Raw genomic sequence first — 26,375 nt, forward strand, 5'->3', positions numbered from 1 at the left:
CGACATTCATTTCAGCTCCTTATTTTCCTTTAAAATCATGTGCCTTTTTGACCCAGCCCCGGATATCGAATCCGAGGTCCACGATTCCAACGATTATTGTAAATGCCTGCAGCGGGAACGCGAAAACAGTGACGATCACTTTAACCCAATTCGGCCAGCCTTCCTGCTGAATATAGAAATGGTAGAAAGCGATCCCTTGCAGGAATAAAAGCATCTGTAATAGAACCATGGCGTTAGCGAAAGCTAAAAAGGCGATCGTGCCCGGTTCAAATTCTGAAAGCAGCGAAATAAGTAATACGATTAAATAATACCATAATACAGATTTCGGCAATTTCATATCAGCAAATGGCGGGAATTTCGGAATCGCTGTGCCAAGCCGTTTCAAAATCGGCAGATTGATCAGGAGATGGAACCAGACAATCACGAAAACCGATAAAATAATCAGAGCCGGCAATGTCGTCTCAAAAGTTGTCAGCATATTGCCGACAGATTCATTGTATTGTTCGATTTGTTCTTCCGTGCCGCCCAGGCGCTCCATCCAGTTGCTGCCATTCCTCAAAGTGGCTTTGGAAGCGGTGAGGTACTCCTCAATGACATTAATGCCGAACAGCCAGATCATGGCCACGTATTGCACCATCACCGATATCAGCCAGACAATGGAAGAACCCATAAACAGGAACAATTTGCTCTTCCCATAATGGATCGACAAGCCGATCATCAAACCAAATGGAATGTACAGAAGCGCCACCGGCACCGCGAAAACTCCGCCGATGATCAGACTCAGCAAGAAGGTTGCCAATGAAAACAGCGCAGACGGTTTCCATGGATATTTTGCGCTGTACCAGGCTATCGGCAAAGCCAGGAAAAACAATGTTGCTAAACTAATAATAGGAACGTATACAGTGATAGCCATCAATACCGTAAAAACGGCTGCCATCAACGCACCGTTCGTAATTTGCCTTGTTCGTTGATTTTGCATGAAGCTGTTTTTCCCCTTCTTTCGGGTTTATTTCATCCTTATAATTGTAACACGATTGAAAGTCGGGAACAAAAAACGGATATGGCGGCCCGAAGAACGTTTTCGCCGTGAAAATCGCGGCTTTTTCCTCTTCAGCGGCTTGCTGGTTGTCCATATTCCGCTTTGCCGGCCGCGATTTCCACTTTATCCGCGGCTAGGCTTCATTTATCCGCGGCATCCGGCTGTTTATCCGCGGCAAAAGACGGTTTATCCGCGCCAAAACATCATTTATCCGCGCCAGCCCTTTTCGCCGCCATCTAGGCAAATAAAAAAAGACCGGTTTCCCGGTCTTTTCTGCAGTAATTATCTTTCTTCCGCAACAAACGGAATAAGTGCCATGATACGAGCGCGTTTGATAGCGATTGTCAACTTACGTTGCCATTTAGCGCTTGTGCCTGTAACACGACGTGGCAAGATTTTTCCTCTTTCAGAAATGAATTTCTTCAATAGGTCAGTATCTTTATAGTCGATGTGCGTGATGTTGTTTGACGTAAAGTAACAAACCTTTTTACGCTTTTTGCCTCCGCGACGTGGTGCCATATCGAATTACCTCCTTTTTGTTAAGATTTTAAGCCCTCTGGCCAGTCGTTCTTAGAACGGCAAATCGTCATCCGATACTTCGATCGGGCCGCTGCCGCTTGAGAATGGATCCTGGTCTACACGGGTATGATTGTTTTGCTGACTTGTCGGTTGGTTCTGCTGATAGGATGAAGGCTGCTGCCCTTGTGAACGGTCTGAACCGGCTCCGGCATTCCGCGGTTCAAGGAATTGAACGCTGTCCGCCACCACTTCAGTCGTATATACACGTTTTCCATCCTGTCCCTCGTAGCTGCCTGTCTGGATGCGGCCTTCCACACCTGCCAAACTCCCTTTTTTAAGGAAATTCGCTGTGTTTTCAGCTTGTTTGCGCCAAACAGTACAGTTGATAAAATCCGCTTCCTTTTCACCTTGCGCGTTGGAGAACGTACGGTTTACAGCCAGTGTAAAACGTGCCACCGCCGCACCGCTTGGTGTGTAGCGAAGATCTGGATCTTTTGTAAGCCTTCCGACTAATACAACTCGGTTAATCATCAGAATTCAACCTCCTTTAAGTCAAAGTTATTTACAGTTCCATATGCTGCTTACGCGTCTTTGCGTACAGCGATATGGCGAATAATGTCTTCGTTAATGTTCGCAAGACGTGTAAATTCGTTGATAGCTTCAGATCCAGCGTTAGCTTTTACGATCTGGTAGAAACCTTCACGCAAATCGTTGATCTCGTAAGCTAAACGACGTTTACCCCACTCTTTCGACTCGATGATTTCAGCACCGTTAGAAGTAAGGACTTCGTTAAAACGCTCAACTAGCGCTTTTTTCGCTTCCTCTTCAATTGAAGGCTGAATAATGTACATTAGTTCATACTCTCTCATCGTGTTGTCACCTCCTTATGGACTTGGGCCCTACTGATTTCAGCGGGCAAGGAGCAAGCAATTAAAAATATTACTCACATCACTGTATTGTATCACAAATGGATCTTCCCCGCAACCGCCATTTCCTTACGAAAATCAGCTATACTTTTCCTGGAAGCTGTGTTTAATTAGCATTAAGTCTTTCCACCTGAACAAGACCGTACTCCACGCGAATAAAACTTTTGCAACCGACTCTCACCGTTAAAGGACGTGAACCGATGAAACCGTCATCCGTAATCGAGTTGAAACTTGAAGAAGTCGCGACGAAAATGCTCTGGATCAATATCTTGCTGGTTGCCGTTTTTGCTGCCGCTTATCATCTGCTAGTCGAACCGTTGGCATTCGGATTCTCTCTCCGGGGCATCCTTTACTTCATAATCGGCTATATGGTGCTGATCATTTTGCACGAATTATTCCATTTGATCGGATTCGTCATTTTCGGCAGAGTGCCGCTCTCCTCCCTGACCTACGGCTTGGAGCTGTCGAAAGGCTATGCTTACGCCACAACCAGTTCACCGCTGCAAAATAAAAAAATGCGCCAGGTTTTGCTGCTTCCCTTCTGGACGACCGCAGTGATTCCCACCATCATCGGCTTCTGGATACAGGATCAGGTGCTTGTGCTGCTCGGCGCGATGCTCGCTGCCGGTGCCGCCGGCGACTTTTTCATGTACCGGGAATTGCGCAAAGAAAAAGACGAAGCCTGGATCCTGGATGATCCGTCCCAGCCCCGTCTGCATGTATACAATGAATATCCGAATCCAAAAGAATCAGCGCATGACTGATGCTTCGGGATCTACTTAAAATATAAAAAAACATTTATTAAAATGGTAACTTTTAAAGCTTTGGAAACTTCCGCTTTATAGAAACCTTCTAAAAGATATGGAGCAAAACAGTGAAGACTCTATAGGGAGTAAGCGAAGTGCTGAGATCCACTCGGGCGAAGAGCAGGAAGCCCGAGTTAGCTCAGCGCAAGCCCCCAGGAAAGCGAAACTGTTTTGCGGAATATCGATTAGTTAAGACTTAATTCCTTCAATACTAGACGTAAACAATCTCCCAATTCCCGCTCGAAATCTTCGTTTTCAACAAGCTCTTATCTTTTGCCAGATAAACCGTCGCTTCCAGCACTTCGCCGTTGACTTCAACTGGAATCACCGATTTTTCGTAAAGATCGGTCGCTTCGTCCCCTGTGCAATCCTCCAGGAAATCGAGTGCCGGCCACAGCACTTCCGGAATTTCGTAAACTTCGCCGTGGATTTGGTCCGTCCCTTCCAGGCTCATTGCCGGATAGCCGAGACCTGTATCGTAAAGTGAACCTGTGGCAACTGCCTGCTCAGCTTTCAAAGACGCTTCTTCCAGATAGAAATGGTATTTTCCACCTGTTTTTAATGTTCCGTATACAAATAACAACATGTTTTTTCCCTCCCAAATTAAAAACCGGATGCAAATAGGCATCCGGTTTGGTTTATTATTCCTGACTCGGTATGTCGCCCTAGTTATTCTTGAATTGTATCCATGGCAACATCCAACGTCTTACACATTAAATCTGAACAACATAACGTCGCCGTCTTTGACAAGATATTCCTTGCCTTCCTGGCGAACCTTCCCTGCTTCTTTTGCGGCAGCCATCGAACCGGCTTCCACTAAATCTTCATACGCCACTGTTTCTGCGCGAATAAAACCGCGTTCGAAATCGGAGTGGATGATACCGGCACATTGCGGTGCTTTCATTCCTTTTTTGAATGTCCAGGCACGAACTTCCTGCACGCCGGCAGTAAAGTATGTAGCCAGTCCAAGCAAACTGTACGATGCTTTGACCAGTTGATCCAAGCCCGATTCTTCAATGCCAAGTTCTTCAAGGAACATTTCTTTTTCCTCGTCTTCCAGCTCAGCCATTTCTTCCTCGATTTTCGCACAGACAACGATGACATCCGAATTGTCTTCCGCCGCATACTCACGCACTTTTTGTACATAAGGGTTGCTGTCAGCTTCGGCAATTTCATCTTCAGACACGTTGGCAACATAAAGCATAGGCTTTAACGTCAATAAATTCAAGTTTTTTGCAATGCGCATTTCATCATCAGTGAAATCGATGGAGCGGGCAAGCTTTCCAGCTTCGAATGCTTCACGCAATTTGAAAAGAACCGGCTCTTCAGCAACAGCCTCTTTATCTCTTTGCTTCACAAGTTTCGCTGCGCGCGCAATTCTCTTTTCAATGCTTTCCATATCAGCCAGGATCAATTCGAGATTGATGACTTCAATATCAGAAACCGGGTCTACATTCCCCGATACGTGTGTAATGTTGTCATCTGCAAAACAGCGTACAACCTGACAGATGGCATCAACTTCACGGATATGGGAAAGGAATTTATTTCCAAGCCCTTCTCCTTTGCTGGCGCCTTTGACGATGCCGGCGATATCAGTAAACTCAAATGCAGTCGGTATGGTTTTCTTCGGTACGACTAATTCAGTCAGTTTGTCCAAGCGCTCATCCGGAACTTCTACAATCCCGACGTTTGGATCTATTGTACAGAACGGGTAGTTTGCCGCTTCCGCGCCCGCTTTTGTTATGGCGTTAAATAATGTGGATTTCCCTACGTTTGGTAATCCTACAATCCCTGCAGTTAATGCCAAAGGATTCACGACCTTTCTTCTTTGAAAAACGATTTATTTTTATACAGCCATTCTATTATAGGAACAGAATACTGAAATGTCCATTAATCATTCCGCTTCTGTTTCTGCCTTCACAAGCACTTTTTTCATTTTTTTGTTGAATTCCACTCTTGGAATCATGACACTATGCTGGCATCCTTCGCATTTGATGCGGATATCGGCGCCCATCCGAATAATTTTCCAGGCATTCGCGCCGCAAGGATGCCCTTTCTTCATTTCGACGACATCATTCAAACCGAATTCCTTCATTTCCATCGCCCATTCTCCTTCCAAATCAAGTGACACCAAAAATCCGATCTACCCACGCTTCACTTCTTGGCAATAGCAGCCGAATTCGAAGCTTCCGGCGACCGCTGCATCATCACCATGCGAGGATAAGGAATTTCAACCCCACGCTTATCGAGGAATTCCTTCAAATCACGGCGCATGCTTCTGGCAATTGCAAAATGCTGCATCGGCAGCGTTTCCGCTGTAATCCGCATGACCACTTCAGTGGTCGTCAAATTCTGCACCCCCAGCAATTCAGCCGGTTTGATGATCTGTTCGTAACGGTCCTGCAAAGTTTCAAGAAACTCTGCGATGAGATTCTCCACTCTCGCAATATCCGATTCGTAGGAAATATTGACATCCACTACAGCAATCGAATTATGGATGGAAAAGTTGACAACGTCTGTAACATTGCCATTCGGGAAGATGAATAACTCCCCTGTCCATGCTTTCACTTTCGTCGTCCGCAAACCGATTTCTTCCACCGTTCCCTCGGCTTGGCCGATACGCACGTAATCCCCGACCGAGAACTGGTCTTCAAAAATGATGAAGAATCCGGTGATAATATCGCGCACCAGGTTCTGTGCGCCGAAACCGATGGCGAGACCCAACACACCGGCACCGGCGATCAATCCGGTGATGTCTATTGTAAATGCCGACAAGACCGCTATAATAGCCACAAAATATACAACATAAGCTACGATATTCTCCAGCAATTTCGATAATGTCTGCTGGCGCCGTTCGTTGTACTTCAACGGACCGCGGATCCTCACAGAGAAGGTCTTCCTGATAACAACCCTCGCGACAATAACGACAATGTATGCGGCCAATAAGATGAAAATCACTTTCAGGAATACAACCCCGATACCAATCCACATTTTTTCATCGGTCAGCATATCAACGGCTGTCTGATAAAGGCTTTCTATAGTCAATCCTGCATCGCTGTCTAAACCTAAACTCATTTCGTTCACTTCCTTAAGGCATTAAATTGAATTGATAAATCACCGTGACTGCCAATGCAACAACTAAAATACCTGGCAATAAATTCGCCACTCTAATTTTTGTAATGCCCATCAAGTTCAAACCGATGGCAACGATCATTACGCCGCCGGTCGCCGACATTTCAGCGATAAACAGATCCAGCGCCGCTTCCGGAACCATCAAACTGATCTGCGTCGCAAAAAGCGCAATCAATCCCTGGTATACAAACACCGGAGCTGCGGATATCAAGACTCCTATGCCAAGCGTCGACGCTAGAATAATCGATGTAAATCCATCTATGATCCCCTTGGAAATCAGGACTCCATGTTCATTGCTCAGCCCGCTTTCCAGCGCGCCAATTACCCCCATCGCTCCAATGAGAAATATCAAAGTAGCGGTTACGAACCCCTGTGCGATGCTCCCTTTGCTTTCCTTCGCGCCGAGTTTCCTTTCAATCCAGTGGCCGAATCGATTTAATTTCTGATCAAGATCCGCCCATTCACCTATCACTGTACCCAGTACCAAACTGATGATGACGATGACAAAATTCGTGCTTCCGAATCCCATTTGCAAACCCAGCACAACGACAGCAAGTCCGATGGCATACATCACTGTCTCTTTCATCTTTTCCGGAATATTTCGAAGAGCTCTGCCGATAAGGGTTCCCACAATTATTAATGCTGCGTTTATCAATGTCCCCAAGAGAACCATTCATCCAGCTCCTTCCCCCACACTTTATAGCTCCAGCACATAAACAGAACCTATTCCCCATTATTGGAGAATAGGCACCGTCTCATTAATTCAAAAGTTCCAAAATCCGTTCCAGATCTTCTTCCGAGAAAAACTCAATTTCAATTTTCCCTTTATTCTTGTTCTTCTTGATTTGCACATTCGTTCCGAAGCGGTCACGAAGTTCGGATTGTTTTTCTTCTATAAAGATATCTTTCTTTTTTTCGATTGTTTCACGTGGAACATCTTCGTTCATCCGCTGGACCAGATTTTCAAGCTGGCGGACGTTCAAATTGTCTTTAACGACTTTTTCTGCTACATCCGGAATGCTCTTCTTCGCACGCAGTCCAAGCAGCGTCCGTCCGTGCCCCATCGATAATTTCTTATCTGAGATCAATTGGCGGACATCTTTCGGCAACGCCAATAAACGCACGTGATTGGCAATATGCGGGCGGCTTTTCCCTAAACGAAACGCGAGCTGTTCCTGGGTCAAATTTAATGCTTCCATTAATTTCTGATAGGCTTCAGCTTCTTCAATTGGGGTTAAGTCTTCCCGTTGAAGGTTTTCTAATATAGCAAGTTCCATCATTTGCTGATCAGTCAACTCTTTGACGATTGCTGGAATTTCATCCAGTTTTGATAATTTAGCTGCCCGGAAACGTCGTTCCCCGACCACCAATTCGAAACTTTTACCCGCTTTTCTTACGACAACCGGTTGCAGGATGCCATGTTCTTTGATCGATTCCGCCAATTCATTCAAGGCGGCATCGTCGAAAATTTTACGCGGCTGATAAGGGTTCGCTTTTATATCAGATACACTGATTTGACTGACCGTTTCATTTGTCGTTAAGTTCTCGCCTGGAAACAAGGCGTTGATGCCTTTGCCTAATCCTTTAGCCATTACGAATCACTTCCCTCGCCAATTCTAAGTACATTTCCGCGCCTCTGGATTTTGCATCGTAGATGATGATCGGTTCACCATGGCTCGGAGCTTCGCTCAAGCGCACATTCCGCGGAATGATGGTCCGGTAAACTTTGTCCTGGAAATATTTCTTCACTTCTTCGATGACCTGGATACCCAGATTCGTACGGGCATCAAGCATCGTCAATAACACACCGTCAATCTGCAAATCATGGTTCAAATGCTTTTGGACCAGACGGATCGTGCTTAATAATTGGCTCAAACCTTCAAGTGCGTAATACTCACATTGCACTGGAATGATAATGGCATCGGACGCAGTCAGGGAATTGATCGTCAATAAGCCAAGCGATGGCGGACAGTCGATGATGATGTAATCGTACATCTCCTTGACTTCTTCAAGCGCATTTTTCAAACGGACTTCACGGGACATTGTGGATACCAATTCTATTTCAGCACCCGCCAGGGAAATCGTGGCCGGCACCACATGAAGATTTTCAACTTTCGTTTCCATGATCGTATCTTTGATATCGACGTCATCGATCATGACTTCATAGATGCATTGGTCGACGTCCCCTTTATTGACGCCTACCCCACTGGTTGCGTTCCCTTGCGGATCTATATCTATTAAAAGAACTTTTTTGCCCAAGTATGCAAGGCAGGCACTCAAGTTCACTGAAGATGTTGTTTTTCCTACGCCGCCTTTCTGATTGGCGATCGCAATTGTTCTACCCACACCTGCACCAACTTTCTTTATGCTCTTCTCATTTTTTTACGGGAAACAGAGCTTGCGCATTTGTTTCCACCCCCGTCCCCCTATTGTATCAAAATATTTCTACAGTAGGATTACAAAGCTATTAAAAAAAGCCTTTCCCTCGCAGGAAAGAGCTTTTATGATTTTTTCTTCGGTATTTTCACGGTTATCTGGTAGTAATCATCATGCTCTTCCTCTTCAGAAGAAACATCAATCCCGCTTTTGGTCACCATCGTCAGCGATTGCTTGATCGTATTCATCGCAATCCGGACATCACGGCTGAACGCTTTGCGTTTCGGCTTCGCTTTCTTCGGCTCTGTAGACAGATGGTTTTTCACTTTCAACTCCAATTGCTTCACATTCAAGTTCTGCTCAACCGCTTCATTGAAGAACTTCAGCTGTACAGCAGGATCCTTCAATTGCAGCAGCACCCGCGCATGGCGTTCCGTGATTACCCGGTCCAATAAAGCCTGCTGCAGTTCTTCAGGCAATTTCAGCAAGCGCAGTTTGTTGGACACAGTGGACTGCCCTTTACCCAAACGCTGGGCTAAGGCTTCCTGTGTAATATCATGGATTTCCAGGAGATTCTGATAGGCATTAGCTTCCTCAATCGCAGTAAGCTCTTCGCGCTGCAAATTCTCTATTAAAGCAATGGACGCTGTTTCTTTGTCGTTCAATTGACGGACGATGGCCGGAACTTCTTCCCAGCCCAAAGATTTCATTGCCCGGTAACGCCGCTCCCCTGCAATGATTTCATAATTATCATCTTCATCTACACGGACGACAATCGGTTGAATGACGCCGTGCATATGAATGGTCCGTGCCAATTCTTCGATCTTTTCTTCATCAAAGATCGTTCTTGGCTGGAACTTATTCGCAATTACTTTATCAATCGGCAGTTTAACAACTTCTTCAGAAGCTTCACTTACCGGTTTTTCAACAACTTCTGTCTCTTCTTTATCTCCGCCCCCGAAGAAACGTGAAAAAGGACTTTTCATCCTCAAGCACCACCTTTTTAAAGCTCACTTGTACACAATTCGCTGTTTTCTGATCCAATACCTGCTTTTGTCAATGTTTCACGTGAAACATTCATTTTCGCCTTTTCAGGAAATAGGCGATTTATTTGGTACACCCGGTTTTCTTGGGTATTTTTTTGGTGTTTCCTTGAATTTGCGGAACACTTGGATATAACGTTCGCTTTCTTCGATCGGCAAGGTGAAAGCATGTACGTCTTCCAGTTTCACGCCGAGTTTTTCAAGCGCCGGCTTGGCGTCTTTCAGCTCATCCGGCGCAGAAGCTGCTTTCATTGCCGCAAATATTCCGCCATTTTTCACCAGTGGCACACATAATTCAGCTAATACAGACAATCTTGCAACGGCTCTGGCTGTCACAAGGTCATAGCTTGCACGGTGCAGGGACTGGCCGAAATCTTCAGCGCGGGCATGGACAAATTCAACATGGTCCAATTCCAATTTATCACTTAGATGATTGAGGAAATTTATGCGTTTATTCAATGAATCCACTATCGTCACCTGAATATGAGGAAAACAGATTTTCAATGGAATGCTTGGAAAACCGGCTCCCGCTCCTACGTCACAGACTTTCAGCGGCTTCGTGAAATCCAAGTAAAACGCGGCTGTTATGGAGTCGTAGAAATGCTTCAGGTAAACAGATGGCTGATCCGTGATGGCTGTCAAATTCATCTTTTCGTTCCATTCAACCAATTCTTGATAATAGGTGCTGAACTGACTTAACTGCCGGTCGTTCAGTTCAATTCCTTTTTCACTGAGGGCGTCTTTAAATTGCTGTTCATTCAATTCGCTTCTTCCTCCCTCTTTTTGTTCAACTTTCGCGTACTTGTATCAATATGTAAAAAGGGCTGGTGTATCCCAGCCCTTTTAATCGGCTTTTGTTTAATTATTAGTTAAAGGTCCAAAAGCTATTATTTTCTCTACCTGGATTACACCGAAACTTTAGCAATTCTTCCTTGTTCAATATACACCAAAAGAATCGAAATGTCAGCAGGGTTTACGCCTGAAATTCGGGAAGCCTGTGCGATGGAAAGAGGTCTGACTTCTGATAGTTTACCTCGGGCTTCCGTTGCAATCCCGGAAATCGCATGGTAATCGATATCTTCCGGAATTTTTTTGTTTTCCATTTTTTTGAGTTTATCCACTTGCTGCAAAGATTTTTCGATATAGCCTTCATACTTCACTTGAATTTCGACTTGCTCTTTGATTTCATCGCTGAGTTCAATGTCGGATTCTGTGAGTTTAGAAATCATATCGTACGTCATTTCCGGGCGTTTCAATAAGTCTGCCCCGCGGATGCCGTCTTTCAGCTCGCTGCCGCCTGCATCACGGATAGCTGCCTGCGTTTCTTCATTCGGCTTGATCATGACTTTCCGCAAACGTGCGATTTCATCTTCGATCAATTGTTTTTTCTCGACAAAACGCTCATAGCGCGCATCGTCGATCATGCCGATTTGATGGCCCAGCTCCGTCAAACGCATATCAGCATTGTCATGGCGGAGCAACAGGCGGTATTCAGCGCGCGATGTCAATAGACGGTAAGGTTCGCTCGTCCCTTTTGTCACCAAATCATCGATAAGAACACCGATATAGGCGTCGGAACGGCTGAGAATCACTTCTTCTTTGCCCAAAACTTTCGCTGCTGCGTTGATGCCAGCCATCAATCCTTGGCCTGCCGCTTCTTCGTAGCCGGAAGTTCCATTGATCTGGCCAGCTGTATAGAGATTTACAATTTGTTTTGATTCGAGTGTCGGCCATAATTGAGTCGGTACGATCGCATCGTATTCGATGGCATAGCCGGCACGCATCATATCCGCTTTTTCAAGTCCTGGAATGGATTCCAGAAGCTTGCGCTGGACGTGTTCAGGAAGGCTTGTAGACAGCCCCTGTACATAGACTTCACTTGTATTGCGGCCTTCCGGCTCAAGGAAAATCTGGTGTCTCGGCTTGTCGGCGAAACGGACGATTTTGTCTTCGATGGATGGGCAGTAACGCGGCCCTGTACCTTTTGCCATACCTGAATACATCGGTGACAAGTGAAGATTTTCATCGATGATCTGGTGTGTTTCGGCAGTCGTGTACGTCAGCCAGCAAGGCAATTGATCAAGAATAAATTCTTTTGTCTCGAAACTGAAAGCGCGCGGCTCGTCATCGCCGGGCTGGATTTCTGTCTTCGAATAATCGATGCTTTTGCTGTTGACGCGCGGAGGTGTACCGGTTTTAAAACGTACTGTTTCAAAGCCAAGCTCCTCAAGATGTTCAGCCAATTTGATCGATGGCTGCTGGTTGTTCGGTCCGCTTGAATAGCGGAGGTCACCGATGATGATTTCACCGCGCAGGAAAGTACCTGTCGTGATGACCACTGAATTGGCGCGGTAAATGCCGCCAGCCTGCGTAATCAACCCTTTGACTGTGCCGTCTTCAACAATCAGCTTTTCAACCACTCCCTGGTGGAGAGCGAGATTTTCTTCGTCTTCCATCAGGCGTTTCATTTCCTGCTGGTAAAGCACTTTATCGGCTTGTGCGCGTAACGCACGCACTGCCGGCCCTTTTGCCGTATTCAACATTCTCATCTGAATGTGTGTTTTATCGATAACGCGTCCCATGGCTCCGCCAAGTGCGTCAATTTCGCGTACAACAATCCCTTTCGCCGGTCCACCGATGGACGGGTTACATGGCATAAACGCGATCATATCCAAATTCATCGTCAAGGCGAGCGTTTTCGCTCCCATGCGGGCAGAGGCGAGTGCTGCTTCAGCACCTGCGTGTCCCGCTCCTACAACGATTACATCGAACGTGCCTGCTTCAAATTGTGGCATGTCCGTTCATTCCCTTCAAAGTTTATTTCCCTAGGCAGAACTGCGAGAATAATTGGTTCAGTAGGCCGTCATCCGCTGTATCGCCGATGATTTCCCCTAGTATTTCCCAAGTGCGTGTAACATCTATTTGGATCATATCGACCGGCACGTCCATTTCCGCGGCTGCTATCGCATCCGAGATGGTCTGGTGCGCCTGGTGCAGCAATGAGATATGGCGTGCGTTCGAAACGTATGTCATATCCCCTGCTTCGATTTCCCCTTCGAAAAACAGGTCGGCAATCGCCTGTTCCAGCTGGTCGATTCCTTCTTCTTCTATTAAAGAGGTTGTCACCATCAATTTATCGCCCGCAAGTCCCTGCAATTGCTCCATGTCGATTTTACGGGGCAAATCGGTTTTATTGACGACAACGATGTAATTCATCCCTTTGACCGCTTCAAACAATAAAACATCTTCTTCGGTCAATTCTTCAGCATAATTCAGCACATAAAGGATCAGATCTGCTTCCTTCAGCACTTTGCGTGAACGTTCCACGCCGATGCGTTCAACAATATCCTCAGTTTCCCGGATTCCGGCCGTATCGACCAGCCGAAGCGGTACACCGCGCACATTCACATATTCCTCTATTATATCACGGGTCGTCCCCGCAATTTCAGTGACGATGGCTTTATTTTCCTGGACCAGGCTGTTCAGCAAGGAAGATTTCCCGACATTCGGCCGCCCCACGATCACCGTGGAAAGCCCTTCCCGCAAAATTTTCCCCTGGGAAGAAGTCTGGAGCAATTTATCGATCTCCGCTTGTACCCATTTCGCCTTTTCAAGCATCATCGGGCGCGTCATTTCTTCGACATCGTCGTATTCCGGATAGTCGATATTGACTTCCATCTGCGCAATCGATTCAAGCAGCGCCTGGCGCAGCGTGCCGATCAGTTTCGACAGCCGCCCTTCCATTTGTCCGAGCGCCACATCCATGGCACGATCCGTTTTCGCCCGAATCAAATCCATGACAGCTTCCGCCTGCGACAAATCGATCCGGCCATTCAGGAAAGCGCGTTTCGTGAATTCACCCGGCTCTGCGAGGCGTGCGCCTGCGCGCAGCACAAGCTGCAGCACACGGTTTACCGAAACGATTCCGCCGTGGCAATTTATTTCAATGACATCTTCACGTGTAAAGGTTTTCGGCCCTTTCATGAAAGACACCATGACTTCTTCCACTACTTCCTCTGTCCACGGATTTTCGAGATGGCCGTAATGGATGGTATGTGTGGCTTGTGCAGCCAGATTTTTGCCGCTTGGTGCGCGGAACAGCCGGTCGGCAATTGAAATCGCTTCCGGTCCGCTCAAACGGACAATGGCGATGGCTCCTTCGCCGCTGGGTGTCGATATCGCAGCAATCGTATCGAACTCCATGATAGATCCTCCTCTATGTGCAGAAAAATTAAATGCCGGGCCAGAAAAATTATCCACACCCGCCATTTCATCTTTACATCTATAAAAATTATTGTTTGCTCTTTAAAAAAGTTGTCCACATGTGGACAACCTGGAAAAGTACATGACTTTCTAACATATTACAATAGCATAAATTGCCTTGAACCGAAAGACAGAGAACTTGGTTTGGCGGATTTATTTCGCCCACTGTCGGCTGAATCTTTCTATGCATTCATCTGTATGTTTACTCATTCTTCCTACTTTTACTGATCCCAGCCTCTTCTCCCTCTTTTTCTTCCTCGCTCCCCTCAGATTTTTGGCAATAAAAAAAGCAGCCCACTTCTGAAAGTGGACTGCTCATCTTCATCGCAATGGTTCAATGACCAGATAGCGGTTCGGATCTTTTCCTTCTGAATAGGTATCGATGTCAAGCCTTCTCGACAAAGCCTGGTGAATCACTTTGCGTTCGTAGGACGGCATCGGTTCAAACTGGACGCGGCTTCCGGTGCGGATCGCTTTGTCAGCCATCCGGTCCGCCAGCTGCTCCAATGTTTCCTGGCGGCGTTCCCGGTAATTTTCAGCATCCAATTCGACCATCATGAAATGATTTGCGTATTTATTGGCCACTAATTGCGCCAATTGCTGAAGTGAATTCAAGGTATGGCCTCTTTTTCCGATCAGCATCGCCACTTTTTCGCTTTCCAGATAAAAACTGGCTTGCTTGCCTTTGACAGTGTGGCTGATCGACAAATCTTCGATGCCCATTTCTTTCGCAACAGACTGCAGATATTTCTTGGTTTCTTCAATCGCCTGGTCATTTGAAGGGCGGGATTTTTCCTGCACATCGGCAGTCGCTTCCTCTTCTCCCTCTTTTTCAACCGTTTTTTCGCCAGGAACTTCATTTACTGCAGGAATTTCCGGTTCAACTTCGTTTTTCGGCGTTTCCGGTTCCGGTTTGTTCACCGTCACTTCGACTTCCGCCTCTTTCGCGCCAAATCCGAAAAATCCTTTTTTCTCTTCCTGGATTACGTTGATGCTCACTTCTTCGCGTGTAACTTGGAGTTTTTCTAATGCTGCAGATATCGCGTTTTCAACAGTTGTACCCGTCTGCGTAATCTGTTTCACTTTTTAGCCCCTCCTGCTTTCGTTTTAACAGGTTGCTGCACTGCTTTCTTTTCCCATGGACGGTAAATGAACATATTTTGAATGATTGAAATGATGTTTCCGACTACCCAATAAAGCGTTAGAGCCGACGGCAAAACGATACCGAACCCGACAATCATGACCGGCATGAAATACATCATGGCCTTCATTTGCGGATTGTCCATCGCAGGACCCGTACGCAACACGACAAATTGCATCAAGCCGGCGATTACCGCCAGAATAATGCTTGGTTCTGCCAGCGGAAAAATAAAGAACGATCCCAGATTAATCTCCGGAGTGCTGTTCATGCGGCTGATCGCGTGGTAAAAACCGATCAGAACCGGCATCTGCACGACAACTGGCAGACAGCCCGCCATCGGGTTGACGCCGCGTTCCTGGAACATCGCCATCATTTCTTTTTGGTATTTCTGCTGTGTTACAGCATCTTTTGATTTATATTTTTCTTTTAAATTCTTAAGTTCCGGTTGGATTTCCTGCATCCGCTTTGAACTTTTCGTCTGTTTGATCATCAATGGCAGCATCACCAAACGGATGATGATCGTTACTGCAATGATCCCGAATGCATAAGTTCCCAAGAGATCTGCAAAATAGGTGATGGCTGATACTAAGGGCCAAACTATAAATTCGTTCCAGAATCCTTCGCTGTCTCCGCTGATCGGCTGGTCAAATTCTGTACAGCCGGACAACAGCAAGGCAACGCCTATCAGCGCGATAATCAATAAATTACGCTTATTCAAGCTTCTTCCCCCAAACTGATTCTATATTACTTCTATAGTAACATTCCCTTATGCGCGCTTTCTACTTCTTTGGCAAAGCGCGGGCAATTTTTAAAACATGCTCCAAACTCTTCTTGCTTTCATGAAAATCCATTTTGGCCGCCTGTTGCCGGGCGATGATAACATAATCCGCATTTGGCGCCAGCTCTTCCTTCATTTCCAGGAAAGCCTGCCTGATATAACGTTTGATGCGATTCCTTGCCACCGCGTTTCCGACCTTCTTGCTGACTGATAAACCGATCCTGAATTCGGGCTGGTCGCTTTTCAGCACATAGACAATGAATTGGCGGTTCGCAAATGACTTTCCTTGCTTAAAAACCTTTTGAAATTCTTTGTCCTTCTTGATCCGTTGATGCTTGTTCATTTTTTCACCTGCTTATTGAGCTGTATATAAGGAAGTGCGGTTTTAAGGGCTGAACGGCCGTTTCCGCTTTTCTAAAAAAAAAAGACCACTGATGCGGTCAGTGGACTTAAGCTGATAATACTTTTCTTCCTTTACGACGGCGTGCTGCGATAACGCGACGTCCGTTCTTTGTGCTCATACGTGCTCTGAAGCCGTGTACTTTGCTGTGTTTACGTTTATTTGGTTGATATGTGCGCAATGTCATATTAGGACACCTCCTGAAATGAGAGTTAACTATTCATCTTTATTAATCTTAAAGACAGTCTCGACTATTATAATGGCTGAGCCCATCAAATGTCAATATCTTATTCTGACTCCCGTTATTCTTTGATAATAATGTTATCCACATCCCCGAAATTTTTTTCCGGATTTGCTGTGCAGTATTTTTTTCGGTAAAATAATTATCCACACCCCTTATCTACAAGTTCCGCACATAACAACGGCCTGTGGACAGCCTGGATGTGCATTATTCGGCTTATGTGGATAACTGTAAGAAGTTCTTGTATTGTCTATTCTTTTTTGGTAACATTAACTTGTTTTCACTTGTTGATAATTTTTATACCAAAATACTTATCCACAAACTGTGGGTAAGATGTGGATAGTTATTCACCACCCTGTTCACGAATGTTATCCACAGCCTGTGGCTTTGTGTATGATATACTTAAAAAATATTTTACATATAAAGGAGAAACGCTATTGGAACACTTAGACGAAATTTGGTCGAGTGTCTTAGCTCAAGTCGAAACAAAAATCTCCAAACCCAGTTTTGAAACATGGTTAAAATCAACAAAACTACTATCTTATCAGAGTGACACCGTCACCATATCCGCTCCTAATTCCTTTGCGCGCGACTGGTTGGAAAACCATTACGTCCATTTGATTACAGGAATCCTTTCGGATCTGACGGGGGACGATCTGCTGATAAAATTTGTTGTGCCCAAAGATCAGGACATGGATGATTTTCAGCTTCCAGCGCCCCGCATTAAGCCGGGCCAGAATGATCAGCAGGAGTTTTTGCCGGGAATGCTGAACCCCAAGTATACGTTTGATACTTTCGTAATTGGATCAGGCAACCGTTTTGCGCATGCTGCATCTCTTGCAGTAGCCGAAGCTCCCGCAAAAGCATATAATCCGCTGTTCATCTACGGGGGCGTAGGACTTGGCAAGACCCACCTCATGCATGCAATCGGACATTATGTCCTTGAACACAACCCCAATGCCAAAGTGGTTTATTTGTCATCGGAAAAATTCACCAACGAATTCATCAACTCCATCCGTGATAACCAGACCGTCGATTTCCGCAATAAATACCGGAGTGTCGATATTCTTTTGATTGATGATATTCAGTTTTTGGCTGGAAAAGAGCAGACGCAGGAAGAGTTTTTCCATACTTTCAATACGCTGCACGAAGAATCCAAGCAGATCATCATCTCCAGCGACCGGCCGCCGAAAGAGATCCCTACACTTGAAGACCGCTTGCGGTCGCGTTTCGAATGGGGGTTGATTACGGATATTACACCGCCTGACCTGGAAACACGGATCGCCATCCTCCGCAAGAAAGCGAAAGCGGATGGCCTCGATATTCCGAATGATGTGATGACATACATCGCCAATTCGATCGATTCCAACATCCGTGAATTGGAAGGTGCTTTGATTCGCGTTGTGGCTTATTCTTCATTGATCAACCGTGATATGAGCGCTGATCTGGCAGCGGAAGCGCTGAAGGATATCATGCCGAACGCAAAACCGAAAGTCATTACAATCCTGGATATTCAGCATGCTGTCGGTGATCAGTTCAATATCAAAATTGAAGATTTCAAGACGAAACGCCGTACGAAAGACATCGCTTATCCAAGACAGGTGGCCATGTATCTTTCCCGCGAGCTGACTGATTTTTCATTGCCTAAAATCGGTGAGGAATTCGGAGGGCGCGACCATACGACGGTCATCCATGCCCACGAAAAGATTTCAACGATGCTGAAAGACAATCAGCAGCTCCAGCAGGATGTAAAAGACATCAAAAAAGCGCTCACCAACTAAAAAAGAGCTGTGGATAAGCGTTTAAATAGTCCCGTGCTTTGCGCACAGCTTATCTACATGTGGATAACCCGTCAGGATTCAGTAAAAAGGGGTTATCCACATATTCACAGGCCCTACTACTATTATTACTTTAAAAGCTTTAAACAAAATATATATATAAGCGAGGTTCGAGAATGAAATTCGAGATAATGCGTGAACGATTAGTCGAAGGTTTAAACGATGTAATGAAAGCAGTCAGTTCAAAAACGACGATCCCGATTTTAACGGGGATCAAAATGGACGTTTCTTCAGAAGGAATGAGATTGACGGGCAGTGATTCAGATATCACGATCCAGACTTTCATCCCGGCTGAAGAAGACGGCGAACAGATCATTCGGGTCGCACAGGGAGGAAGCATTGTTCTCCAGGCAAAAGTTTTTGGGGAAATCATCCGTAAATTGCCGACAAGTGACGTGGAAATCGAAATCACAGGCAACTTCCAGACCCACATTCGTTCAGGTAAATCCGAGTTCCATCTAATAGGACTGGATGCAATGGATTATCCACAATTACCGGAAATTCAGGACGATCGCCTGTTTTCAATCCCGGCGGATCTATTGAAGACGATCAACCGTGAAACTGTTTTTGCCGTATCGAGTTCTGAAACCCGTCCGGTTCTTACTGGCGTCCATTGGGAAGTCAAAGATGGGGAATTGGTTTGTGTCGCTACTGACAGCCACCGCCTTGCCCGCCGCAAAACGAAATTGGAAACTCTTCCTGAAGGCGAATACAGTGTCGTCATTCCAGGTAAGAGCCTGAATGAGCTTAATAAGATCCTTGATGACAATTCCGAACCGGTTGAAATCGTCATGACGAACCAGCAGGTATTGTTCAAATCGAAGCACATCCTTTTCTTCTCAAGATTGCTGGAAGGGAATTACCCGGATACTTCACGTCTGATTCCGGCTGAATACAAAACAAATGTCACAGTAAATGGCCGTTCGTTGCTGCAGGCAATTGACCGTGCATCTTTATTGGCACGCGAAGAACGCAATAACGTCGTTCGATTCTCAGCATCTGAAGGCAGCGATGTCGAAGTTTCTTCCAATTCACCGGAAGTCGGTAAAGTCGAAGAGCAGCTTCAGGCACAATCTATAGAAGGGGAAGATCTGAAAATCTCCTTCAGCGCAAAATTCATGATGGATGCATTGAAAGCGATCGATGGCCAGGATGTGGTCATTCAATTTACAGGTGCAATGCGCCCATTCGTTTTGAAATCGGCACTGGATGATTCGATTCTTCAGCTTATTCTTCCTGTCCGGACATATTAAACACCCAGTAACACCTCAGGATAGCCCATACAGGCTATCCTTTTTTACTTCTGGGGGTATTTAGGGTAAAATAGAGGGATAGACTACGAATTGAAGGATGAGTGCATTTTGAGAGAAATCGGTATTGAGACAGAATTTATTACATTGGGTCAATTATTGAAAATGACAGATACGATCAGTTCCGGTGGAATGGCGAAATGGTTCCTGAGTGAGCATGAAGTTTTCGTCAACGGTGAAGCGGAAAATCGCAGAGGCAAAAAGCTGCGTCCGGAAGATACAGTATCCATTCCAGAAGTGGGAGAATTTCGTATCGTGATCGCCGAAGGCATGAGCTTCGATGCGGATTGACCGTCTCGAACTTCTGAATTACCGCAACTATGAAAAGCTGGAGCTGGAGTTTTCTCCCGAGATCAACGTTTTTATAGGAGAAAACGCGCAAGGCAAAACGAATATCATGGAAGCACTCTATGTTCTGTCGATGGCCAAATCCCATCGTTCCTCAAACGATAAGGAATTGATACGCTGGGATGCGGAATATGGTAAAATTAAAGCTGATGTTTACCGCAAATACGGCAAATTGCCGCTTGAAATCACCTTATCCAAAAAAGGCAAAACAGCGAAAGTCAATCATCTGGAGCAGCGGAGGCTGAGCGATTATATCGGACAATTGAATGTGGTGATGTTCGCACCGGAGGATCTGCATCTTGTCAAAGGCAGTCCACAGGTACGCCGCCGCTTCATCGATATGGAAATCGGACAGATATCGCCTGTCTATCTGCATGATCTTTTGACTTACCAGAAATTATTGAAGCAACGGAATCATATATTGAAGCAGAATTACGGCAAACAATCGATCAATGACGTCATGTTTGATGTCTATACTGATCAATTTATAGAAGCAGCGGTGAAAATCATCCGGAAAAGGTTTCATTTCATGGATCTGCTCCAGAAATGGGCAGCCCCGATTCATCAGGGGATTTCAAGGGGACTCGAGCAATTGGAGATCCGCTACCAGCCGATCAGCGGTTTGGATCCCGATTGGACGCCGGAAGAAATGGCGTCTTTTTTACAGAAAAAGCTGCTTGAAGTGAGAAAAAGGGAAATCGACCGCGGAGTGACGCTTGTCGGACCGCATCGGGATGAACTTCAATTTATCGTCAATGGCTATGATGTCCAGACTTACGGCTCGCAGGGCCAACAGCGGACAACCGCCCTGTCGTTGAAATTGGCTGAAATCGAGCTGATCAAACAGGAAGTGGGAGAGCCTCCGGTTTTATTGCTGGACGATGTATTGTCGGAATTGGACGATTACCGCCAGTCCCATCTGCTGAATACGATTCGCGGTTCGGTCCAGACGTTCGTGACCACGACGAGTGTGGACGGCATCCAGCATGAAACGATTCAAAGCGCGCGCCTCTTTGAAGTAACAAAAGGCACCGTCAAAGAGTAATACAGCAAGTGGAAGCAGCCGAATAGCTGAAAGTTGGGCCGTCATCAGGCATGTAATGTAAATGGCGGTGTTTTTGTGCGGCCGGCGATGAAAAATATTTTATTTGCATAAAGTGAAGCAGTTCAGAGAATTACAGCTTGCCATGGGAAATAGAAATGTTGTGAGGAAGAGCAGGTGAATGGAATGGCTATGGAAGAAAATGAACTTCAGCAATCATATGGCGCCAATCAAATCCAGGTGTTGGAAGGATTGGAAGCGGTACGTAAAAGACCGGGTATGTATATCGGTTCGACAGGCTCACGAGGCCTTCACCATTTAGTATGGGAAATCGTCGATAACAGTATCGATGAAGCACTTGCCGGTCATTGCGACCAGATCAAAGTGACCATCGAAAAAGACGACTGGATCCGCGTTGAAGACAATGGCCGCGGGATTCCGGTCGATATGCAGGAAAAAATGGGGCGCCCGGCTGTCGAAGTCATCATGACCGTGCTCCATGCCGGCGGTAAATTCGGCGGCGGCGGTTATAAAGTATCAGGAGGCCTGCACGGCGTTGGGGCTTCAGTTGTAAATGCCCTGTCAGAAGTGACGGAAGTTTTTGTAAACCGTGATTCCAAGCGCCATTATATTAAGTTCGAGCGCGGAGCGGTGACGGAAGAATTGAATGTCATCGGTGAATCCGATCATACAGGTACGACTATCCGCTTCAAGGCGGACGGCGATATCTTCAAGGAAACGACTGTTTATGAATTCGATATCCTCGATCACCGCCTGCGTGAGCTTGCGTATTTGAACAGAGGGTTGAAAATCGTCGTTGCCGATGAACGCGAAGGTGAAGAAAAAGAGAAAGTCTATCATTTCGAGGGTGGGATCAAGTCCTACGTCGAACATTTAAATAAAACAAAAGATCCGATCCACGAAGAAGCGATTTTCGTGGAAGCTGAAAAAGAAGGCATCAATGTAGAAGTCGCTATGCAATACAATGCGGGCTATGCAGCCAATATTTTCTCTTTTGCCAATAATATCAATACACATGAAGGCGGAACGCACGAATCCGGTTTCAAAACTGCGTTGACGCGGGTCATCAATGATTACGGCCGCAAAAACGGCATGCTTAAAGATGCCGATCCGAATTTGACGGGCGATGACGTCCGTGAAGGGTTGACGGCAATCATTTCCGTTAAACACCCGGATCCTCAATTTGAAGGCCAGACTAAAACGAAACTGGGCAATACGGAAGTAAGCACAATCGTCAATAACCTGTTTTCCGGTGGATTTGAACGGTTCATGCTTGAAAATCCTGCCACGGCGCGCAAAATCGTCGAAAAAGGCATCATGGCTTCCCACGCCCGTATGGCTGCTAAAAAAGCGCGTGAATTTACACGCCGCAAATCGGTCCTTGAAGTTTCAAGCCTGCCCGGGAAACTGGCGGATTGCTCTTCACGCGATCCGAAAATCAGTGAAATCTATATTGTTGAGGGTGATTCTGCAGGAGGATCGGCCAAATCCGGCCGTGACCGCCATTTCCAGGCGATTCTGCCATTGCGCGGTAAAATCCTGAACGTTGAAAAAGCCCGTTTGGACAAAATTTTATCAAATGCAGAGATTCGCAACATTATCACTGCGTTAGGGACAGGAATCGGAGAAGAATTCAACCTTCAAAAAGCCCGTTACCATAAAGTGGTCATCATGACTGACGCCGACGTCGATGGCGCGCATATCCGGACTTTATTGCTGACGTTCTTCTTCCGCTATATGCGTCCGTTGATCGAAGCCGGTTACATTTATATCGCACAGCCGCCTTTATTCCAGATCAAACAAGGCAAGCATGTTGAATACGTCTATACGGATGCGCAATTGAAAGAAGCATTGTCGAAGCTTTCAAGTAATCCGAAACCGAATATCCAGCGTTATAAAGGGCTCGGTGAAATGAACGCTACACAATTATGGGATACGACAATGGATCCGGATGTCCGCACGTTGCTGCAGGTGACATTGAATGATGCCATGATGGCGGACGAAACCTTCCATATTCTTATGGGGGACGACGTGGAACCGCGCCGGAACTTCATTGAAGAAAATGCCCGCTATGTTAAGAACTTGGATGTTTAAGGTGATACAGGTGAGAGGAGGCTGCGGAAATGGCGGAACGGCCTAGCAGTGGAGTAGAAGAAATAAATATAAGCACGGAGATGCGCACGTCGTTTTTGGATTACGCGATGAGCGTCATCGTATCACGTGCCTTGCCGGATGTTCGCGACGGATTGAAACCGGTCCATCGCCGTATCCTGTATGCAATGCATGATCTCGGAATCACTTCCGATAAAGCCTATAAAAAATCTGCGCGTATCGTTGGGGATGTAATCGGTAAATACCACCCCCACGGTGACAGTGCGGTTTATGAAACAATGGTCCGTATGGCGCAGGATTTCAGTTACCGCTATATGCTGGTTGACGGACACGGAAACTTCGGTTCAGTCGATGGCGACGCGGCGGCTGCCATGCGCTATACCGAGTCAAGAATGTCCAAAATCGCAATGGAATTATTGCGTGACCTGAACAAGAACACGATTGATTATAAAGAAAACTATGATGGCCAGGAAAAAGAGCCGATCGTCCTGCCGAGCCGTTTCCCGAACCTGTTGGTTAACGGTACGTCAGGGATTGCTGTCGGTATGGCTACCAATATTCCACCGCATAACCTGGGTGAAACGATTGACGCTGTTTTGGCGTTGGCGGAAAATCCTGCAATCACTACAGAAGAACTGCTTGAATATATCCCTGGCCCCGATTTTCCGACTGGCGGCATTATCCTGGGACGGAGCGGGATCCGCCGTGCTTATGAAACAGGAAAAGGCTCTGTTCTCATTCGTTCAGTTGTAGAAATTGAGACGAAACCGAATGGCCGTGAGACAATTCTGATCCACGAATTGCCTTACCAAGTCAATAAAGCGCGGTTGATTGAAAAAATTGCTGAATTGGTGCGCGATAAAAAAATCGACGGCATCACAGACCTTCGGGACGAATCCGACCGTAACGGTATGCGTGTTGTCATTGAAGTCCGCCGTGACGCAAGCGCCAATGTGCTGTTGAACAATCTGTATAAGCAGACTGCAATGCAAACGAGCTTCGGCATCAATATGCTGGCTTTGGTAGACGGCCATCCGAAAGTTCTTGGTTTGAGAGATGTATTATTCCATTACTTAGAGCATCAGAAAGTTGTCATCCGCCGACGCACTCAATTTGATCTGCAAAAAGCGGAAGACCGCGCACATATTCTGGAAGGATTGCGCATAGCGCTGGATCACATCGATGCAATCATTGCGTTGATCCGCGGATCGCAGACAACAGAAGAAGCACGTAACGGATTAATGAACGATTTCAACCTTTCTGAGCGCCAATCCCAGGCTATCCTTGATATGCGCCTTCAGCGCCTCACGGGTCTGGAACGCGATAAAATCGAAGATGAGTACCAGGGATTGGTGAAAACCATCGAAGAGCTGCGCGAAATTCTGGCCAATGAGTACCGGATCATTGAAATAATCCGTGAAGAGATGACAGAAATCAAAGAGCGTTTCAACGATGAAAGAAGAACCGAAATCACTACTGGCGGTACTGAAATGTTCGAGGATGAAGATTTGATTCCACGTGAAGATTCAGTGCTGACATTGACTCATAACGGTTATATCAAACGTTTGCCTGCAAATACGTACCGCAGCCAGAAACGCGGCGGACGCGGCGTTCAGGGGATGGGCACAAACGAGGATGATTTTGTAGAACACCTTCTATATACCTCTACCCATGACACGATCCTGTTCTTTACGAGCAAAGGGAAAGTATACCGTAAAAAAGGTTATCAGATTCCTGAGTATGGCCGTACTGCAAAAGGTTTGCCTTTAGTGAATCTGCTTGAAATCGGCAAAGACGAAAAAGTTACAGCTGTTATCCGTGTAGAAGAATTCAAGGAAGACGCCTTCTTCTTCTTTACAACACGTGACGGAATCAGCAAGCGGACTCCAGTAACCAATTACGCGAACATCCGCCAAAATGGTTTGATTGCCATCGGTCTTCGCGAAGAAGATGAGCTGATTTCAGTCAAACTTACCGATGGAACCAAAGAAATGGTTATCGGAACACGCAACGGCGCATTGATCCGTTTCCCTGAAACCGATATCCGCAGCATGGGCCGTACGGCAAGCGGAGTCCGGGGCATCCGACTCCGCGAAGGCGATAAAGTCGTTGGTATGGAAATATTGGATCCTGAAGATAATGTCCTTGTCATTACAGAAAATGGCTACGGCAAACAAACGAAGGAATCCGAATACCGCGTTCAATCCCGTGGGGGAATGGGAATCAAAACGTGCCAGATCACCGATAAGAACGGACCGCTTGTCGCAGTCCGGACTGTCAGCGGCACGGAAGACATCATGCTGATTACGATCAACGGCGTGCTGATCCGAATGGATGTTAATGATATTTCTACAACTGGCAGAAGCACACAAGGTGTTCGCTTGATCCGTTTAAGCGAGGATGAAATTGTGGCCACAGTTGCTAAAGTGAAGAAAGATATCGATTTGCCGGAAACAGAAGAAGATGGCAGCGATGAACTTCTTATAGAAGAAAGCGCTGGAGCAGACGTTTACGCGGAAGATGAAATCGTAGTGGACGATGCAGCAGACGGCGTTGAAGAAGTACCAGAAGAAGACGAAGAGTAAATTTTAAGGACCTGCAGAGGAATTCTGCAGGTTCTTTTTTTGGCATTTGCTGTTGACGCAATTTTTTTGCAATTCAGCTGAAAAATAATCTCCGAAAACAAATCGTCCCAATCAGAAGTTTTTTCTGGTTTTGTATTGACGCAGCTTACGTGGCGTGGTATATTAATCAAGTCGCCAATGAGCGCGGCGTTATCATTTGAACCTTGAAAACTGAACAGCAAAACGTCAACAAGAGACGTCACGAGCGCCTTGGCGCGAGAACGGCTTTTGCGATGGTCGCCTCCGGCGATCGGAGCACAGCCTTCGAACTTCTTGGGTTCGTGACTTAATTACTGATCAGCACTTGTGCAGATCAAAGCGAATCGCGCGTTCTTCGGAACGGCGATGCGCCAGCAGTATTGAGCAATCAACTACTTCTATAATGGAGAGTTTGATCCTGGCTCAGGACGAACGCT

The 26,375-nt window shown here is 46.2% G+C and carries 26 protein-coding genes; 7 read left to right on the forward strand and 19 right to left on the reverse strand.

Annotation, left to right across the window (positions count from 1 at the left end):
- Nucleotides 1–19: 19 nt before the first annotated feature.
- The 4 genes from D2910_RS14465 to rpsF form a co-directional block, all read right to left on the reverse strand.
- Nucleotides 20–979, reverse strand: coding sequence for a YybS family protein (locus tag D2910_RS14465; RefSeq protein WP_084243444.1), 960 nt, complete (start codon nt 977–979; stop codon nt 20–22).
- A gap of 342 nt (nt 980–1,321) precedes the next feature.
- Entirely contained in the window at nt 1,322–1,558 is a 237-nt protein-coding gene (gene rpsR, locus D2910_RS14470; protein ID WP_084243442.1) for a 30S ribosomal protein S18, read from the reverse strand.
- Between the two features lie 51 nt (nt 1,559–1,609).
- Nucleotides 1,610–2,089 (reverse strand): single-stranded DNA-binding protein, encoded by a 480-nt coding sequence (gene ssb / locus D2910_RS14475; RefSeq protein WP_084243441.1) that lies wholly within the window; start codon nt 2,087–2,089, stop codon nt 1,610–1,612.
- 50 nt (nt 2,090–2,139) lie between these two features.
- Nucleotides 2,140–2,427: a 30S ribosomal protein S6 gene (gene rpsF, locus D2910_RS14480; protein WP_084243440.1), complete on the reverse strand. Its 288-nt coding sequence runs from the start codon at nt 2,425–2,427 to the stop codon at nt 2,140–2,142.
- Nucleotides 2,428–2,684: 257 nt separating this feature from the next.
- Here rpsF and D2910_RS14485 point away from each other — a divergent pair, with 257 nt between their 5' ends.
- The gene (locus tag D2910_RS14485) at nt 2,685–3,248 is read left to right on the forward strand and encodes a DUF3267 domain-containing protein (protein ID WP_117314006.1); all 564 of its coding nucleotides are present in this window, start codon (nt 2,685–2,687) and stop codon (nt 3,246–3,248) included.
- Between the two features lie 253 nt (nt 3,249–3,501).
- Here D2910_RS14485 and D2910_RS14490 read toward each other — a convergent pair whose 3' ends face one another.
- The 15 genes from D2910_RS14490 to rpmH form a co-directional block, all read right to left on the reverse strand.
- Nucleotides 3,502–3,876 (reverse strand): gamma-glutamylcyclotransferase family protein, encoded by a 375-nt coding sequence (locus D2910_RS14490; RefSeq protein ID WP_117314008.1) that lies wholly within the window; start codon nt 3,874–3,876, stop codon nt 3,502–3,504.
- A 120-nt stretch (nt 3,877–3,996) separates the two neighbouring features.
- Complete coding sequence (gene ychF / locus D2910_RS14495) at nt 3,997–5,097, reverse strand: redox-regulated ATPase YchF (RefSeq protein WP_084246658.1); 1,101 nt, start codon at nt 5,095–5,097, stop codon at nt 3,997–3,999.
- A gap of 87 nt (nt 5,098–5,184) precedes the next feature.
- Entirely contained in the window at nt 5,185–5,391 is a 207-nt protein-coding gene (locus D2910_RS14500; RefSeq protein WP_084243437.1) for a DUF951 domain-containing protein, read from the reverse strand.
- A 53-nt stretch (nt 5,392–5,444) separates the two neighbouring features.
- On the reverse strand, nt 5,445–6,299 hold the full coding sequence (locus D2910_RS14505) for a mechanosensitive ion channel family protein (RefSeq protein WP_372867904.1): 855 nt from the start codon (nt 6,297–6,299) through the stop codon (nt 5,445–5,447).
- 79 nt (nt 6,300–6,378) lie between these two features.
- Nucleotides 6,379–7,095: a DUF554 domain-containing protein gene (locus tag D2910_RS14510; RefSeq protein WP_117314011.1), complete on the reverse strand. Its 717-nt coding sequence runs from the start codon at nt 7,093–7,095 to the stop codon at nt 6,379–6,381.
- Nucleotides 7,096–7,180: 85 nt separating this feature from the next.
- Nucleotides 7,181–8,014, reverse strand: coding sequence for a ParB/RepB/Spo0J family partition protein (locus D2910_RS14515; RefSeq protein WP_084243435.1), 834 nt, complete (start codon nt 8,012–8,014; stop codon nt 7,181–7,183).
- Complete coding sequence (locus D2910_RS14520; protein ID WP_084243434.1) at nt 8,007–8,768, reverse strand: ParA family protein; 762 nt, start codon at nt 8,766–8,768, stop codon at nt 8,007–8,009. The genes D2910_RS14515 and D2910_RS14520 overlap by 8 nt, the downstream gene beginning before the upstream one ends.
- Before the next feature lie 155 nt (nt 8,769–8,923).
- Nucleotides 8,924–9,784, reverse strand: coding sequence for a nucleoid occlusion protein (gene noc / locus D2910_RS14525; protein WP_101800993.1), 861 nt, complete (start codon nt 9,782–9,784; stop codon nt 8,924–8,926).
- Nucleotides 9,785–9,889: 105 nt separating this feature from the next.
- Nucleotides 9,890–10,603 carry a 16S rRNA (guanine(527)-N(7))-methyltransferase RsmG gene (gene rsmG, locus D2910_RS14530; RefSeq protein WP_117314013.1) on the reverse strand — a complete coding sequence of 238 codons (714 nt, stop codon included), beginning with the start codon at nt 10,601–10,603 and terminating at the stop codon, nt 9,890–9,892.
- Between the two features lie 143 nt (nt 10,604–10,746).
- Nucleotides 10,747–12,636: a tRNA uridine-5-carboxymethylaminomethyl(34) synthesis enzyme MnmG gene (gene mnmG / locus D2910_RS14535; protein WP_101800991.1), complete on the reverse strand. Its 1,890-nt coding sequence runs from the start codon at nt 12,634–12,636 to the stop codon at nt 10,747–10,749.
- 22 nt (nt 12,637–12,658) lie between these two features.
- Complete coding sequence (gene mnmE / locus D2910_RS14540; RefSeq protein ID WP_101800990.1) at nt 12,659–14,044, reverse strand: tRNA uridine-5-carboxymethylaminomethyl(34) synthesis GTPase MnmE; 1,386 nt, start codon at nt 14,042–14,044, stop codon at nt 12,659–12,661.
- 381 nt (nt 14,045–14,425) lie between these two features.
- Nucleotides 14,426–15,187 (reverse strand): RNA-binding cell elongation regulator Jag/EloR, encoded by a 762-nt coding sequence (gene jag / locus D2910_RS14545; protein ID WP_117314014.1) that lies wholly within the window; start codon nt 15,185–15,187, stop codon nt 14,426–14,428.
- Nucleotides 15,184–15,963 carry a membrane protein insertase YidC gene (gene yidC, locus D2910_RS14550; protein WP_117314016.1) on the reverse strand — a complete coding sequence of 260 codons (780 nt, stop codon included), beginning with the start codon at nt 15,961–15,963 and terminating at the stop codon, nt 15,184–15,186. The genes jag and yidC overlap by 4 nt, the downstream gene beginning before the upstream one ends.
- Before the next feature lie 61 nt (nt 15,964–16,024).
- Nucleotides 16,025–16,366 carry a ribonuclease P protein component gene (gene rnpA, locus D2910_RS14555; protein WP_084243427.1) on the reverse strand — a complete coding sequence of 114 codons (342 nt, stop codon included), beginning with the start codon at nt 16,364–16,366 and terminating at the stop codon, nt 16,025–16,027.
- A 106-nt stretch (nt 16,367–16,472) separates the two neighbouring features.
- Nucleotides 16,473–16,610, reverse strand: a complete 138-nt coding sequence (gene rpmH / locus D2910_RS14560) for a 50S ribosomal protein L34 (RefSeq protein WP_033544046.1) — start codon at nt 16,608–16,610, stop codon at nt 16,473–16,475.
- 491 nt (nt 16,611–17,101) lie between these two features.
- Here rpmH and dnaA point away from each other — a divergent pair, with 491 nt between their 5' ends.
- The 6 genes from dnaA to gyrA all read left to right on the forward strand — a co-directional run bounded on the left by dnaA (nt 17,102) and on the right by gyrA (nt 25,920).
- Nucleotides 17,102–18,445 (forward strand): chromosomal replication initiator protein DnaA, encoded by a 1,344-nt coding sequence (gene dnaA, locus D2910_RS14565; RefSeq protein ID WP_084243426.1) that lies wholly within the window; start codon nt 17,102–17,104, stop codon nt 18,443–18,445.
- A gap of 173 nt (nt 18,446–18,618) precedes the next feature.
- Nucleotides 18,619–19,755, forward strand: a complete 1,137-nt coding sequence (gene dnaN / locus D2910_RS14570) for a DNA polymerase III subunit beta (protein ID WP_117314018.1) — start codon at nt 18,619–18,621, stop codon at nt 19,753–19,755.
- Between the two features lie 108 nt (nt 19,756–19,863).
- Nucleotides 19,864–20,103, forward strand: coding sequence for a S4 domain-containing protein YaaA (gene yaaA, locus D2910_RS14575; protein WP_084243424.1), 240 nt, complete (start codon nt 19,864–19,866; stop codon nt 20,101–20,103).
- Nucleotides 20,093–21,205 (forward strand): DNA replication/repair protein RecF, encoded by a 1,113-nt coding sequence (gene recF / locus D2910_RS14580; protein WP_117314020.1) that lies wholly within the window; start codon nt 20,093–20,095, stop codon nt 21,203–21,205. Before yaaA ends, recF begins: the two co-directional genes overlap by 11 nt.
- Before the next feature lie 183 nt (nt 21,206–21,388).
- Nucleotides 21,389–23,317 (forward strand): DNA topoisomerase (ATP-hydrolyzing) subunit B, encoded by a 1,929-nt coding sequence (gene gyrB, locus D2910_RS14585; RefSeq protein WP_084243422.1) that lies wholly within the window; start codon nt 21,389–21,391, stop codon nt 23,315–23,317.
- A 29-nt stretch (nt 23,318–23,346) separates the two neighbouring features.
- On the forward strand, nt 23,347–25,920 hold the full coding sequence (gyrA, locus tag D2910_RS14590) for a DNA gyrase subunit A (protein ID WP_084243421.1): 2,574 nt from the start codon (nt 23,347–23,349) through the stop codon (nt 25,918–25,920).
- Nucleotides 25,921–26,375 lie beyond the last annotated feature (455 nt).

The organism is Planomicrobium okeanokoites, from assembly GCF_003428875.1.
Classification (GTDB): domain Bacteria; phylum Bacillota; class Bacilli; order Bacillales_A; family Planococcaceae; genus Planococcus; species Planococcus okeanokoites.